Source organism: Bradyrhizobium lupini (assembly GCF_040939785.1).
GTDB classification, from domain to species: domain Bacteria; phylum Pseudomonadota; class Alphaproteobacteria; order Rhizobiales; family Xanthobacteraceae; genus Bradyrhizobium; species Bradyrhizobium canariense_D.
This window is the reverse complement of sequence record NZ_CP162553.1, coordinates 2,784,617-2,798,881: the sequence shown is the minus strand read 5'-3', so window position 1 is coordinate 2,798,881 and position 14,265 is coordinate 2,784,617. Positions and strand designations below refer to the sequence as shown.

The following is a 14,265-nucleotide window of genomic DNA, read 5'->3' as shown; positions in this document are numbered from 1 at the left end:
CTGAGCGCGCACTAGAGCTTGTAGGCCGTCCTGAATCCGCCCCAGTGCCGGCCTTGCACGCGGATCGGAACGTCGATCTCGCGCATCATCACCGTATTTCCGTTGCCCATGTCGCGTGCATAGCTCTGCACCAGATACGAGCGCAGGTTGCGCGCGGCAGCCAACCCCGCCGGATCGTTGAACATCCGCCGGTTGCGGCTGTTGGCCGTGTTCCAGGCGGCATCACCCGGCCGCTGCGGATGCGAATAGATCCTGTTGTGCACCGGCAGGAAGCCGTTGCGATCGACCATGGCGCAGAATGCCATGCGCGGGTCCTTCGCCAGAAAGGCTTCCTGGAACGCCGGCAGCGCGCGGTCGGCCCAGTCCAGATATCTGGTGCGGTACTGCTGCGGATTGGTTCCGGCGATTTCGGCATAATCGGTGTCGAAGAGGTCGTCGATCTTCACCTCGCCGCGGGCAACCGCCTGCTCGAAGATCGCGGTCAGCGCGTTACCCGCCTCCATGGCGCGGGTGACAAACTCCGTGTTCTCCTCGTGGATCGACCACAGCCTGTCCTCGATCTTCTCGCGGAGCTCGTCATTGGGACTAACGAATTGCGCGCGGGCACCGGCCTTGGATTGCTCGACCACGCGCAGGCGGCAGGCGCCGACGCCTTCGAGGGTGCCTTCGACCATGGCTTGCGATGCAAGGCGGCCCGCGTCCGCGCCGCCGATCAGCACGCCGTCCATCGCTATCTCGTAGACCGGCAGCACGCCGCGGGCGGTTTTTAGCTTGAGATGGCAGGGCAGCCGCTCGGTCTTGCGGCGGTCATCGTGCTCGCTCTGGCGCAGCAGCACGGCGCAGCGCGATTTCAGTTTCTGTGCGAAGGCGGTCACGGCCTTGCCTGCGCTGGCGACGCTCTCGCCGTGGCTCTCGGCCGCCTTGGTCGCAGCATCGATCTCGGCTGCGCTTTCGCCGACCGAGATGATGAACTGCGACGCGCTGGTCGCGTTGCCGGAGACTTCGCTGGTGGTGGCGTTCTGTTCGGCGACCGCGCCGTTGACGGTCTCGAACACCGGGCGGATGGCCTCAATCGCCTGCGAGATGCGGTGCACCGCATCCGCGGAGCCGGCGGCGTCGCGCTGCAGCGCGTCGATCTTCTTGGTGATTTCCTCCGTCGCGCCCTGGGTCTGCACCGCGAGTGCCTTGACCTCGGTGGCGACGACCGCAAAGCCTCTTCCCGCGGCGCCCGCGCGCGCGGCCTCGATGGTCGAGTTGAGCGCGAGCAGCGTCGTCTGCCGCGCGATCTGTGCGATCAGATTGACCACGTTGCCGATGGCGGCCGAGGATTCGCGCAAGCGATCGACATTGGCGCGGGCTTCCTGTGCCGCGGCGCTGGCCTCGTCGGCGAGCTTGCCGGCCTCGCGAACCTGCGCCCCGATGCCCAGCGCCGACTGGGTGAATTTGTCGGCGGCATGGGCGAAGGTGGAGGCATTCGATTGCGCGGCGTTGGTCCGGCCGGTCAGGGCGTCGGTGCGGTCGCGGATGGCGGCAAGTGTCGTGGCGGTCGCCTCGGCGCCGCCGGCCACCGAATTGGCGGCGCGCTCGAGCTGGCGAATCATGGCGCCCAGTTCGAGTTCCAGCAGTTCCAGGATTTCCTTGGCCGAATCGCTTTCGACGGCCGCGGCAGGCTCGGAATGGGCCGCCGGCTGCGCAGCCTGCGGGGCAGCCGCAGGTGCAGCCATGTCCGGCAGACGCTTCCGAAATAGTCCGAATGCCATCAGGTCTCTCTTGTCGCGGGACGGTCGGAGGCTATTTTCGCAGGCTGGAATGAAATCAGGGTTAACGATGCCTGACATCTAGGCACGGGCCCGTACGGTGTTACCTTAAAGTCGTAGAGCCTCTTTCTTTCCAAGGGGGTGGCGGCCTATAAGGCCGCGCTTCCCACGCTCACCTTGGCGCACGAGTCCCTAGAGAAGATCACGCATGGCCGGACATTCCCAATTCAAGAACATCATGCACCGCAAGGGGCGGCAGGATGCCCAGAAGTCGAAACTGTTCGGCAAGCTGGCACGGGAAATCACCGTCGCGGCCAAGCTGGGGACGCCCGACCCCAACATGAACCCGCGCCTGCGTGCCGCCATCACCGCGGCGCGCCAGGAGAACATGCCGAAGGACAATATCGAGCGCGCCGTCAAGAAGGCGCTCGGCAGCGACAGCGAGAATTATGACGAGATCCGCTACGAGGGTTACGGCCCAGGCGGCGTTGCCGTCATCGTCGAGGCGCTGACCGACAATCGCAACCGCGCGGCTTCCGACATCCGCTCCTTCTTCACCAAGTCCGGCGGCAATCTCGGTGAAACCGGCTCGGTCTCCTTCATGTTCGACCGAACCGGCATCGTCGAATACGACCGCAGCATCGCCTCCGACGATGCGGTGCTGGATGCCGCGATCGAGGCCGGCGCCGACGACGTGATCTCGAGCGAAGGCGGCCACGAGATCTACGCCTCGACCGAAGGCTATCGCGACGTCGCCAAGGCGCTGGAGGCCAAGTTCGGCGAGCCGCGCAAGGCCGCGCTGATCTGGAAGCCGCAGAACACGGTCGCAGTCGACGACGAGACGGGCGAGAAGCTGCTCAAGCTGATGGACCTGCTCAACGAGCACGACGACGTCCAGCACGTCTACGCCAATTTCGAGGTGTCGGACGCGCTGCTGGCGAAGATGGGCGGGTAGGGGGGCACTTCCCCTGTTACTTCCGTTCTGTTTCTGTTTCCCCCACGGCGGCCAGCCGCTATCACTGGCTCATGACGACGCTCCCGATTCGTGGCCCCGTTCGCATCATCGGCATCGACCCTGGCCTGCGCCGCACCGGCTGGGGCGTGATCGAGGCCGAGGGCAACCGCCTGATCTACGTCGCCTGCGGCTCGGTGGAGCCGCCGGACGATTTGCCGCTGGCGAGCCGGCTGCTCGCGATCCATGAGGGGCTGGCCGCCGTCCTGTCCAGTCACAAGCCGATGGAAGCCGCGGTCGAGCAGACTTTCGTCAATAAGGACGGCGTCGCGACGCTGAAGCTCGGCCAGGCCCGCGGCGTCGCCATGCTCGCGCCTGCGATGTTCGGCATCAGTGTTGCCGAATACGCGCCGAACCAGGTGAAGAAGACGGTGGTCGGCGCCGGCCACGCCGACAAGCAGCAGATCGCGATGATGCTCAAGATTTTGCTGCCGAAGGCCGATCCGCCGTCCGCGGACGCCGCCGACGCGCTCGCCATCGCCATCACCCATGCCCATCATCGCCAGAGCACCGCGCTGCGGCTGAAGGTGGCAGGCTTATGATCGGCAAGCTCAAGGGCCTGATCGATTCCTACGGCGAGGATTTCGTCATCCTCGACGTCGGCGGGGTCGGTTATCAGGTGCATTGCTCGACGCGCACGCTGCAGCATCTGCCCTCGCCGGGCGAGGCCGCCGTGCTGTCGATCGAGACCTATGTTCGCGAGGATCAGATCAAGCTGTTCGGCTTCCGCAGCGACCAGGAGCGCGAATGGTTTCGCCTGCTTCAGACCGTGCAGGGCGTCGGCGCCAAGGTCGCGCTCGCTGTGCTCGGCACGCTTGGGCCGTCCGACCTCGCCAACGCGATCGCGTTGCGCGACAAGGCTGCAGTGGCGCGCACGCCGGGTGTCGGCCCCAAAGTCGCAGAGCGCATCGTCACCGAGTTGAAGGACAAGGCGCCGGCCTTTGCCAATGTCGATCCGGCGGTCGTGCACCTCGCCGGCGCCGTCGACGACCAGCGCGCGCCACGGCCCGTGGCGGACGCGATCTCCGCGCTGGTCAATCTCGGCTACGGCCAGCCGCAAGCTGCCGCGGCCATTGCATCTGCATCGCGCAGCGCGGGTGAGAATGCGGAGACCGCGCAGCTCATTCGCCTTGGCCTGAAGGAGCTCGCGAAGTGAGCGATCCTAAGGCCAACCGCATGGTCACGCCCGAGCGCCGCAGCGACGATGTCGGCGACACTGCGCTGCGTCCGCAATCGCTGTCCGACTTCGTCGGCCAGCAGCAGGCGCGCAAGAATCTGTCCATCTTCATCGAGGCGGCGCGCAAGCGCGGCGAGGCGCTGGATCACGTGCTGTTCGTCGGTCCCCCCGGCCTCGGCAAGACCACGCTGGCGCAGATCGTGGCCAAGGAACTCGGCGTCGGCTTTCGCGCGACATCAGGCCCGGTGATCGCCAAGGCCGGCGATCTCGCCGCGCTGCTCACCAATCTCGAAGAGCGCGATGTGCTGTTCATCGACGAGATCCATCGCCTGAGCCCGGCGGTGGAAGAAGTGCTCTATCCCGCGATGGAGGATTTCCAGCTCGACCTCATCATCGGCGAGGGTCCGGCGGCGCGCTCGGTGAAGATCGAGCTGTCGAAATTCACCCTCGTCGGCGCCACTACCCGCGCCGGCCTGCTCACCAATCCCTTGCGCGACCGCTTCGGCATTCCGGTCCGGTTGAATTTCTACACCATCGAGGAGCTGGAAAGCATTGTCACCCGTGGTGCCCGCGTGCTCAACGTCGGCATGAGCGCGGATGGCGCCAACGAGATCGCGCGACGCGCGCGTGGCACGCCGCGTATCGCCGGCCGGCTGCTGCGCCGCGTGCGCGATTTTGCTTCGGCGGCCGATGCCGACAGGATCGATCGCAAGATTGCCGACCACGCGCTGAGCGCGCTCGAGGTCGATGCCGCCGGCCTCGACGCGATGGACCGCCGTTACCTCACGACCATCGCGCAGAACTATGGCGGCGGCCCGGTCGGCGTCGAGACGATGGCCGCCGCTCTGTCGGAGCCGCGCGATGCGATCGAAGACATCATCGAGCCCTATCTGATCCAGTGCGGCTATCTGCAGCGCACTCCGCGCGGCCGCCTGCTCACCTCGCACGCCTTTCGCCATCTCGGCATCAGCGAGCCATCGCGCGATGCGGCGGCACAGTTCGGCCTGTTCGGCACCGACGAGAGCGACGACTGATCTGCGCAAGTACGGACGGTCGGGCCGTCATGAATTTCCGGTGATTTCGTGCAGAGGGTCTGCACAAAAGCACCCCATTTCCGCTTCAATAGGGTCGCATCAACAAGCTGCATCACGATCAGGCTGCCATGATCACGCGCCGTCACCTCATCCGTTCCATCGGCGGACTGTCCGCCCTCGGCGCATCGACCGCGGCCTATGGCGTCGGCGTCGAGCCGGTGCTGCGGCTTCGCGTCACCCGCTATCATCCAACCCCGCGGCAATGGCCGGCGGATTTCCCGCTGAAGATCGCCGTGATCGCCGACATCCATGCCTGCGATCCCTGGATGTCGCTGGAGCGGATCGAAGCCATCGTCGATCGCACCAATGCGCTGAATGCGGATATCATCGTGCTGCTCGGCGACTATGTTGCCGGTCTGCACCAGGTCACGCGCATCATTCCGGCGAGCGAATGGGCCAAGGTGCTGGCCGGCCTGAAAGCGCCGCTCGGCGTCCATGCCGTCATGGGCAACCATGACTATTGGGCGGACAGGATCGTCCAGCAGGCTGGACACGGGCCGACGGTCGCGCATCGCGCGCTGGAGACGGCCGGCATTCCCGTCTACGAGAACGACGTCGTGCGGCTCGCCAAGGATGGCCGTGCATTCTGGCTCGCCGGCCTTGGCGATCAACTCGCCTTTCTGCCGGCGCGACGCTTCCGAGCACGGGACGCTTCGGCGCCGACGATCTCGACGCGACGCTTGCCAAGGTCACCGACGACGCGCCGATCATCCTGCTCGCGCATGAGCCCAATATCGCGCCGCGCGTGCCCGCCCGCATCGCGCTGCAACTGTCCGGCCACACTCATGGCGGCCAGGTCCGCCTGCTCGGTTGGTCGCCGGCGGTTCCGCCACAGCACGGCCTCCGGCTCGCCTATGGCCATGTCCGGCTCAAATGCGACGTCATCATCTCCGGCGGCCTCGGTTGCAGCATCATGCCGCTCCGCGTCGGCGTGCCGCCGGAGATCGTCGAGGTGACGCTGGGGCGTGGGCCGGCGGTGGTCTAGCCGCGCTTGCGCAGCCGGCCGTTTTTGCGCAAAACGGGCTGGTTACCGAAAAAGCGAAGAGGCTCGCGACGTGACAGCTCATCTCGACGGCGAGATCCGCGACGGCCGCCACCATATGCAGGTCCGCGTCTATTACGAGGACACGGATTTCCCTGGCTTGCCATTGTCGTAGTATGCAAACGTGCTGATCTCTCGCTCCTTGCTGCGGTTTTCGGGAAAAAGGTTCTTTCCGTAAAGCGCGGAGCTGTTCAGGTAGGGCGTATATTCGTAGGGCATCCGCTTGCGAACCGGATGCACTACTATGCATTCAATCAAGTTGCGGAAGGCAATGCGAGTTTCGATCGCCTTCGGATTGGTTTTGAGCGCGGTGATAAGCCTTCTAACCTCCGAGGAGTATCGGTCACTGAATTTCGGGCGATCGAAGCCAACTAAATTTTCGCCGCCACCGCCCAGCAGCCGCAAGCGCTCTTCAACGCTTTCCCGCTCCAGATCGCACTCATCGATCCGCTTGAGCAATTCGTCCGGCTTGCGGCGGCTATTTGCGATGGCATAAGAGAGGCGTTCGATCTCGGTAGTCAATACGCGGCGTCGACGCTCTAGCTTATTGTGTTCGCTGCCATTGTTCCGATCGTTTTTGCGCTCCTCCTTCCAAGTACGCATCGCCTCTTCAATGGCTTTCGGCGAAAGCAATTTCACCTGATTTTTTCGGAGGCATCCTCGAGCAGAACGTCCATATCAAAGCTACGGGTGTGCTCGCAGGTGCCCCGCTGATGCGCGCTCGCGCATGCCGCGCGCGGCGCACCGTTACGCGAGGATTGAGCGATTCGCATATGGCCATTGCAGACGCCACACCGGAGCACACCGGCAAGCGGGTGCTCATGGTTGCGCGGACTCACGGCGCGACGCCGCGGCTGGCCAGTCGGTCCGAACATAGATACCGCGCGCACCCTACGAACCTTCTGCGCTAGATCCCAGAGCCCTTGCGGAACGATCCGCAGCTCTGGCTTTTTGACGATAATGTGGCGTTCTGCTGGATTGCAGCGCTTCTGTTTCTTCTGCGTCTCTGGGTTAAGAATTGTCGAGCGAACGTTCCAATGTATCTCGCCGATGTATAGTTCGTTGCCGATAATGCCGCGACCATGCCGACCGCCTGTGATGCACTGATGGTTCCAGGTGGTGCGACCCGCCTTGTTCTTGTGACGAGTTGCCCCTGGTGAGGGCACGCCTTCGCGGGTGAGGTCAGCGGCGATAGTTCGGGTCGAGCGGCCCGCTGCATATTCTTTGAAGATGCGGAGCACAATCTTTGCTTCGTTCTCATCGATTACGCGCTCGCCGGGCGCGCCCGGCCTCGGCCGATAACCATAGGCGTATGAGCCCGGAATTCTTCCGTTCGCAACAGCGTTGTCATGGCCGCGCCGAACCTTTTCGGCGAGCTGCGGCTTGTAAATCGTGTTGTACAGACTTGCGATGCTAATGTCAGTGGCGGTCGCGTAGACTCCTTTCTGATCCATCAGCTCAACGCCGTTGAACTCGAAAACCTGCTTGAGACGCTGGATGGTTGCGGGATCGCGCGACAAGCGGTCGAAATGCTCAACGACGACTACGTCAAACTGCCGGCTTCGCACACCGTTGAGCAAGCGCTGATAGCCGTCCCGCGCACCTTCGGTAAGACCAGATTTTGCGGCATCCACAAACTCGCCGACGACATCGAGGTTGTTGCGCAATGCGACTTTGCGGCAGAGTAACAGCTGACCGTCAATCGAGCTCACCCTTTGCATGTCGCTCGAATAGCGCGCGTATATTACGGCCGTTTTCTTCGATGACGGGTCCGTCATGCCGGTCCTCTATCGGCTGCCCCGAGCCATGATGTTCATCCCGTGCGATCTGACGTCCGATGGCGCGCGCCAACTCAAACCAGATTTCCTCATTGTCCGGATTATCCCAGCTCTGAGGATGGGAGGGGGCAAGCGGTCGAATGGTCGCTCGTTGTCTTCGGAAAGATCGGATGCGGGTAGGCATTTGCAAACTCGCGAGCGGAAGCTAGCGTAAATTTCCGCGCTGCGCTACGGCCAAGCCGCAGCGATTACTCGCAACGCGTCCCTCATGCTGGCTTCGGCAGCTTCGAATGAAAATGAAATTCGTCAAGTGCCGCAGCGTGCGTGAGGGCATTCCTGGCGATGAGGCGCGTAGTCCAGAGTAGAAATGCTAAGCAAAGCGGAGTAAAAATACTTGCGGGTGGCGGCGGCGTAAGTTTGTTATCGGGTGCGGGTGCGGGTGCGGGTGCGGGTGCGGGTGCGGGTGCGGGTGCGGGTGCGGGTGCGGGTGCGTAGGAGCCGTCCTCGGTTCCCCACAGATTGTAGTGGCTGCCGCAGAGCCCGGCGAACTGTACGTTCAGCCCAGACGCGGTGGTCCGAGCCCAAGGAGCCTTCGATGATTGGGTCTTTTCTTATTCCGCTTGTTCGATCGCTCTTGCGTCGAGGCTCCAAGAGCTAGCAATCGCGTCTTCGTGAGCTCCGCAGTAGCGCGCGAAAAGCACTGTCAGAAATACTCGTGTTTCTCAGCATGCTGTAACTGGCGCTCGGGCAACCGGTTCGCCGGCAAGAGAGCCGGGCCCGGTCAGCTGGCAGCCGGAAGGCTGACGCTCGAATCATCGCTCAAAGGCGCGATGGTTTCCAGCGTCATGTAACGGGCACGCTGGACGGCCCATTCATCGTTCTGTTCGAGCAGGACCGCTCCAATGAGGCGAACCATGGCATTCTCCTTGGGGAACATGCCGACCATATGTCCAAACCGGTTCACAGCCTTGCCGCACCACATCCACAAAGACGATCTGCTTCGGGCGTTTCGCCGACAAAAGCCGGCAGGCCGGCGCGGAGGTCGATGGGACAACGGAGGCAAAGTACGAAGAGGGGCTCACGGACCAATCCGCGATCTCTGGGCACGGGTCCACACTGTCCCTACCGGCTACAGCCGGTGCGGCGCGTCTACATCCCCAAGCCGACGGGGGTAGGCGGCCTCTCGGTGTGCCGGCCGCTAGAGGACAAGATCGTCCAAAGCGCGGTGGCCGAGGTGTTGAGCGCCGCCTATGAGGTCGAATTCCTCGGGTTCTCCTACGGCTTCCGGCCGGGGCGGAATCCTCAGATGGAGCTTGATACCCTGCATCCGGCTATCATGACATATCCAGTGTCTTCGATTCGGTCGACCACGAGTGGCTGCTGCGGATGGTGGCGCACAGGATTGCCGATCCTCGTATCCTGCAGCTCATCGAGCTGCGGCTGCGAGCTGGCGTTCTTGAGAGCGGCGAGAAGCAAGACACACGCCGCAAAGGGCAGGATCAGTCCGCTCCTTCCAACATCTTCCTGCATTACATCCTCGATCTCTGGGTCGACCACTGGAGTGGTCGCCATGCACGCGGTCGCGTTGTGACCGTGCGCTTTGCGCACGACTTCGTCATCGGCTTCGAGAGCAAGGCAGATACCCAGGAAATGCTCTTGGCCCTCAAGGCGCGACTGGCCGACGCTCCATGCGGACAAAACCCGGTTGATCGAGTTTGGCGCGGTTCGCGGCCCTCCCGCGTCAGCCGCGCAGCGAGGGTGGCCGAGACCTTCGCCTTCCTGGGGTTCACTTACTTTGCGGGCGGACCCGAGATGGCCGGTTCATCGTGAAGCACAAGACCGAAGGGAAACGCCTGTGCTCTCGAGCAACATCACAAGTCTCGCGCGGCTCATGCGGGCGTCGCTCGTCGACAAACGTTGGTATAGGTTATGCAACCCGTTCTATATCCCCCGCTTACCTCTGTAGAGTTGAGCTGCCCGTCGGCTTGTCTGTAGTTTCAGCGTCGAAGCTGGATCGTCCGAAGGGTGGGGCGGCGCGAAATCCTAAGCTGAGTTGATAAGTGTGCTGCAAGGCATTGCTGCCATTGACGCGTGGGACGAGGTTAAATGGAAATACGTCAGCCCACTTCCGCGTTGGAGGTCCATCAGCACATTGTGTGCTCCCTCCAGAAGCAAGACCCAGTGATCTTGGACATCGGCTGCTACGACGGAGCTGACTCTTTACATTGTCTGCGGCTTTGCCCAGAGGCTCAGCTCTACTGGTTCGAGCCGGCCCCCCGGGGCGGTTGCTAGCTTAAGAGAAACATGGGGCTCTACCCTGAGAAGGTGCCCCTACCCACAGTCGCCGCGTTGATGACTGTTGCTGTAGCCTGGCTTACTGGCGAATTTCCGTCAGTCTCTTGAATGCGAGCATCGCGATGGCATTTACCGAGCTCTTCATCAAACGTCCGATATTGTCTATCGTCGTCAGTCTCCTGATCCTGCTGACCGGCATTGGTGCGGCCACCGTTTTGCCAATCCGGCAGTATCCTAAGCTGACCAACACGGTCGTCAATATCACAACCTCTTATCCTGGCGCCTCCGCCGACATGATCCAGGGGTTCATCACCACGCCCCTTGAGCAAGCGCTCGCTTCGGCCGAAGGCGTTGATTACATTACGTCCTCCTCGGTGCTCGGTGCCTCGACGATCCAGGTCTATATCAAGCTCAATTTCGAGCCCAACGAGGCGCTCACTGAAGTGCTCTCCAAGGTCAACTCGGTCAAATATTTAATCCCTAAGGAATCGAACGATCCGGTCGTCACCAAATCTGCCGGTCAGACTACAGCTGTCATGTATATCGCCTTCTCCAGCGAAGAACTGACGGCCAGCGCGATCTCCGACTATCTCTCGCGCGTGGTGCAACCGATTATGTCAACTGTAGACGGCGTCGCAGCAGCAGACATCCTCGGCGGCCAGAGTTTTGCGATGCGGTTATGGCTCGATCCCGCGAGAATGGCGGGCCACGGCGTGTCGCCAGCTGATGTTTCGGCTGCAATCGCGGCCAACAACTTCCAGGCTGCGGCCGGCCAGACTAAGGGCTATTTCACTCTCTCCGACGTCACGGTCAACACTGATCTGCGGAGTGTTGATGACTTCAAGCGCATGATCGTCAAAGCCAACGACGGCGGCTTTGTGCGCATGGAGGACATCGCGACAGTCGAGCTTGCGGCGCAGAGCACAAACGCCAGCGTCGCGATGAACGGCGAACACGCGATCTTCGTCGCCGTGCAGGCGAGCCCAGAAGGTAATCCACTGAACATAGCGCGAGGCGTTCGGGCACTGCTTCCAGAAATGAAGCGCAGCCTGCCGCCATCGCTGAAGATGGAAGTGGCCTACGACTCCACCAAGTTCATCCAATCATCGATAGACGAGGTGGAGAAGACGCTCCTTGAGGCCGTCGCGATCGTGATGTTGGTGATCTTCCTGTTCCTGGCCTCCCTGCGGTCTGTCATCATTCCGGTCGTCACCATTCCGCTGTCCATTATTGGCGTCTACGGTATGATGCTGGCGCTGGGGTTCTCATTCAATCTGCTGACCCTCCTTGCGATGGTGCTTGCGATCGGTCTCGTGGTTGACGACGCAATCGTCGTGGTGGAGAACGTTCATCGCCATATGGAAGAAGGTGCGTCGCCCGCGCAGGCCGCTACAAATGGCGCGGGCGAGATCGTCGGCCCCGTCCTCTCCATGACGATTACGTTGGCCGCCGTGTACGCCCCCATCGGCTTTCTCGGCGGCCTCACCGGCGCGCTGTTCCGCGAATTCGCGTTTACACTGGCGGGTTCGGTGATCGTGTCGGGCGTGATCGCGTTGACGCTGTCGCCCATGATGTGCGCGGTCTTCCTGAAGAGCGCTGAAGAGGGGCGGTTTGCAAAGTTTGTGAATCGTGTGTTCAGCGCCGTGACGCGCTGGTACGGCCGCAAGCTCGACCGCTCGCTCGACTATCGCCCGATTACCGGGCTGTTTGCGCTGACCATGCTGGGCCTCGTCGCCTTTCTGTATATGCATACTTCCAAGGAACTCGCACCCGAGGAGGATCAGGGTATCGTATTCGCACTGACAAAAGCGCCGAAATACGCCAATATTGATTACCTGGATTATTACGGCGCCAAGCTCGACAAGGCACTCCAGAAGTTTCCCGAGACGGATTTTCGCTTCGTGCTCAACGGCATCAGCGGTCCGCAGGGCGGCATGGCCGGGATGTTGCTTAAGCCTTGGGCCGAGCGCAAGCGCTCATCGATCGCTCTGAAATCGCTGGTCCAGGCCGAGCTGTCCAAACTGGAAGGCATCAACGCATTTGCCTTTAGCTTGCCGCCGCTTCCGGGCGGTTCGGGCGGCTTACCAGTGCAGATGGTGATCAAGTCGACGCTCGGTTTCCAGTACATCTACGAGCAGATGTCGAAGCTGAAGGATGTCGCGCGCGAGAGCGGTCTGTTCATGGTCAGCGACTCTGACCTTGAGTTCAACCAGCCGGGGGTGCGAATCAAGGTCGATCGATCCAAGGCGAGCGACCTTGGCATCACCATGCAGAACGTCGGTAGCGCGCTCGCGACCCTCCTTGGCGGAAACTACGTCAATCGCTTCAACCTGCAGGGTCGCTCCTACGAAGTGATCCCGCAGGTGCCGCGCGAGAAACGCCTGACGCCGGAATCACTTGGGAGCTATTATGTCAAGGCAGCGGCGGGCTCGATGCTGCCGCTATCGACCGTGGTCTCCATCGAGACTGCGACCGATCCGAACGCACTCACCCACTACAACCAGCTCAACTCCGCGACCTTCCAAGCCGTACCGATGCCCGGCGTCACGATCGGTCAGGCTGTGGACTTCCTCGAGAGCGAGGCAATGAAACTGCCCGCAGAGTTCAGCCACGACTTCCTCGGGGACGCCCGTCAATATGTGCAGGAGGGTAACAAACTGGTCATCACCTTTGCGTTTGCACTCATTGTCATTTTCTTGGTGCTTGCGGCGCAGTTCGAAAGTCTGCGCGATCCCCTCATCATCATGTTCAGCGTTCCCATGGCAATCGCCGGCGCCTTAATCCCGCTATTCTTTGGCTTGGCGACGATGAACATCTACACCCAAATCGGACTGTTGACATTGGCTGGGCTGATATCCAAGCACGGTATTCTGATGGTCCAGTTCGCCAATCAGCTGCAGCTCAAGGAGAGACTCGATCCCCGCTCGGCCATCGAGATGGCGGCGCGCGTCCGCCTCCGTCCAATCTTGATGACCACGGCGGCGATGGTCACGGGCCTCTTACCTTTGTTGACCGCAACGGGTGCTGGCGCCGCGAGCCGCTTCTCGATCGGGCTCGTGGTCGTCGCGGGCATGTCCATCGGCACGCTGTTCACGCTTTTCGTGCTGCCGGCGCTCTATGTCGCGATCGCGTCGGATCACCGCGCCGACGCGAGTTCCGATCACGTCCAGAACGCCGCCGAGCTCGCCTTCATCGGAGCATCCGATGCCCACCTGGCCAAGCGATGATCCTAGCGATCAACTCGGGTTTGCTCGATCGCTCCGCTAGCGTAGGGGCGCTGCTCGCCGACCGCGGTAACTTGATCGCACTGGGTGCCTGCAGTTCATGGCGGCGGACAGGAAGGATGATCCGCGGTTGCTGCGCTTCGTCTCGATCTACTGCTTGCCCGAGGTGAAGGACTACATCGCGACCAAATACGGCCGCTTCATTGTGCAGATGTGGTGAGCGACGGATGCCTGGGAGGGTTTCACGGGCCCTTGCGCGTCCGGACCTTCAAACCGGTGGTGCGAACCTTGGGGGAATCATGTGTTCGGCGAAGAGCGCGTCGCGGATCCGTTTCTGCTCCGACAGGCGGATGCTGTTGTTACCTGATCGAGCAGGCCACCGCCACGTGATTTGCCGGACATCAGGACAGCATAACTCGCAAGAGGATAGTTGCCAAGAAATTCAATTCGCGCGAATTCTGGGCGCGCAACGAGCCGGCGCAAGGCGCGATAGTCCGGCGGTTGCTCGAGCGCGGCCGCCATTTCGGCTAAGGTTTGGGGATCGTAGGCTCCCGGGATGAACCCGCGGTCGGTGCGGGCCTGACTGCACTCAATCGGATGCGGCGGGGCGAGGCATCGGTTCCTGTGGACAGCTGTTCGTCCGGTTTACGTCCGCAGCTATCGGCTGGGTGGAAATAACCAGTCGGCCAAGGGATGCATCCGTGACCAGTCAGCGCGGACGCTCGAGTCCGGCACCTCGCCAGCTTCAATTGAGGCTTCGCCCGTCGAAGTGTCGAACGGGGGGTATTGACGGCGATGTCTACGGCGAGCTCGCGCACATGCGGGTTGCGCGATCTTGCATCCACCCGTGCTCCTCGCATTGGCGGCTAGCGCCGACCTGCTGCAG

9 protein-coding genes and 3 pseudogenes are annotated in these 14,265 nt (G+C 62.2%); 8 read left to right on the top strand and 4 right to left on the bottom strand.

Annotated elements, in window-relative coordinates; translation table 11 throughout:
* Nucleotides 1-11 precede the first annotated feature (11 nt).
* Nucleotides 12-1,760 carry a methyl-accepting chemotaxis protein gene (locus AB3L03_RS13325; RefSeq protein ID WP_368508785.1) on the bottom strand — a complete coding sequence of 583 codons (1,749 nt, stop codon included), beginning with the start codon at nt 1,758-1,760 and terminating at the stop codon, nt 12-14.
* 205 nt (nt 1,761-1,965) lie between these two features.
* Between AB3L03_RS13325 and AB3L03_RS13320 the strand changes: the two genes are divergently transcribed.
* The 6 genes and pseudogenes from AB3L03_RS13320 to AB3L03_RS13295 form a co-directional block, all read left to right on the top strand.
* Nucleotides 1,966-2,712, top strand: coding sequence for a YebC/PmpR family DNA-binding transcriptional regulator (locus AB3L03_RS13320; RefSeq protein ID WP_085361596.1), 747 nt, complete (start codon nt 1,966-1,968; stop codon nt 2,710-2,712).
* Between the two features lie 71 nt (nt 2,713-2,783).
* Nucleotides 2,784-3,311: a crossover junction endodeoxyribonuclease RuvC gene (gene ruvC / locus AB3L03_RS13315; protein WP_018454591.1), complete on the top strand. Its 528-nt coding sequence runs from the start codon at nt 2,784-2,786 to the stop codon at nt 3,309-3,311.
* Entirely contained in the window at nt 3,308-3,925 is a 618-nt protein-coding gene (ruvA, locus tag AB3L03_RS13310; RefSeq protein ID WP_018454590.1) for a Holliday junction branch migration protein RuvA, read from the top strand. The genes ruvC and ruvA overlap by 4 nt, the downstream gene beginning before the upstream one ends.
* Nucleotides 3,922-4,980 carry a Holliday junction branch migration DNA helicase RuvB gene (gene ruvB, locus AB3L03_RS13305; RefSeq protein ID WP_026232771.1) on the top strand — a complete coding sequence of 353 codons (1,059 nt, stop codon included), beginning with the start codon at nt 3,922-3,924 and terminating at the stop codon, nt 4,978-4,980. The genes ruvA and ruvB overlap by 4 nt, the downstream gene beginning before the upstream one ends.
* A 128-nt stretch (nt 4,981-5,108) precedes the next feature.
* A pseudogene (locus AB3L03_RS13300) lies at nt 5,109-6,025 on the top strand (metallophosphoesterase).
* Nucleotides 6,026-6,095: 70 nt separating this feature from the next.
* Nucleotides 6,096-6,185: pseudogene (locus AB3L03_RS13295) on the top strand (acyl-CoA thioester hydrolase); the annotation flags it as partial.
* Here the strand turns inward: AB3L03_RS13295 and AB3L03_RS13290 are convergent.
* The 3 genes and pseudogenes from AB3L03_RS13290 to AB3L03_RS13280 form a co-directional block, all read right to left on the bottom strand.
* Nucleotides 6,158-6,721 (bottom strand): hypothetical protein, encoded by a 564-nt coding sequence (locus AB3L03_RS13290; protein ID WP_368508784.1) that lies wholly within the window; start codon nt 6,719-6,721, stop codon nt 6,158-6,160. The pseudogene AB3L03_RS13295 and the gene AB3L03_RS13290 overlap by 28 nt on opposite strands.
* Nucleotides 6,718-7,860 (bottom strand): recombinase family protein, encoded by a 1,143-nt coding sequence (locus tag AB3L03_RS13285; RefSeq protein ID WP_368508783.1) that lies wholly within the window; start codon nt 7,858-7,860, stop codon nt 6,718-6,720. Before AB3L03_RS13285 ends, AB3L03_RS13290 begins: the two co-directional genes overlap by 4 nt.
* A 781-nt stretch (nt 7,861-8,641) precedes the next feature.
* Nucleotides 8,642-8,806, bottom strand: a pseudogene (locus AB3L03_RS13280) (IS256 family transposase); the annotation flags it as partial.
* 440 nt (nt 8,807-9,246) lie between these two features.
* On the opposite strand from AB3L03_RS13280, the gene AB3L03_RS13275 reads away from it, so the two are divergent.
* Entirely contained in the window at nt 9,247-9,690 is a 444-nt protein-coding gene (locus AB3L03_RS13275) for a hypothetical protein (RefSeq protein WP_368508782.1), read from the top strand.
* A gap of 587 nt (nt 9,691-10,277) precedes the next feature.
* Nucleotides 10,278-13,382 carry an efflux RND transporter permease subunit gene (locus AB3L03_RS13270; protein ID WP_368508781.1) on the top strand — a complete coding sequence of 1,035 codons (3,105 nt, stop codon included), beginning with the start codon at nt 10,278-10,280 and terminating at the stop codon, nt 13,380-13,382.
* The last annotated feature ends 883 nt before the right edge of the window (nt 13,383-14,265 follow it).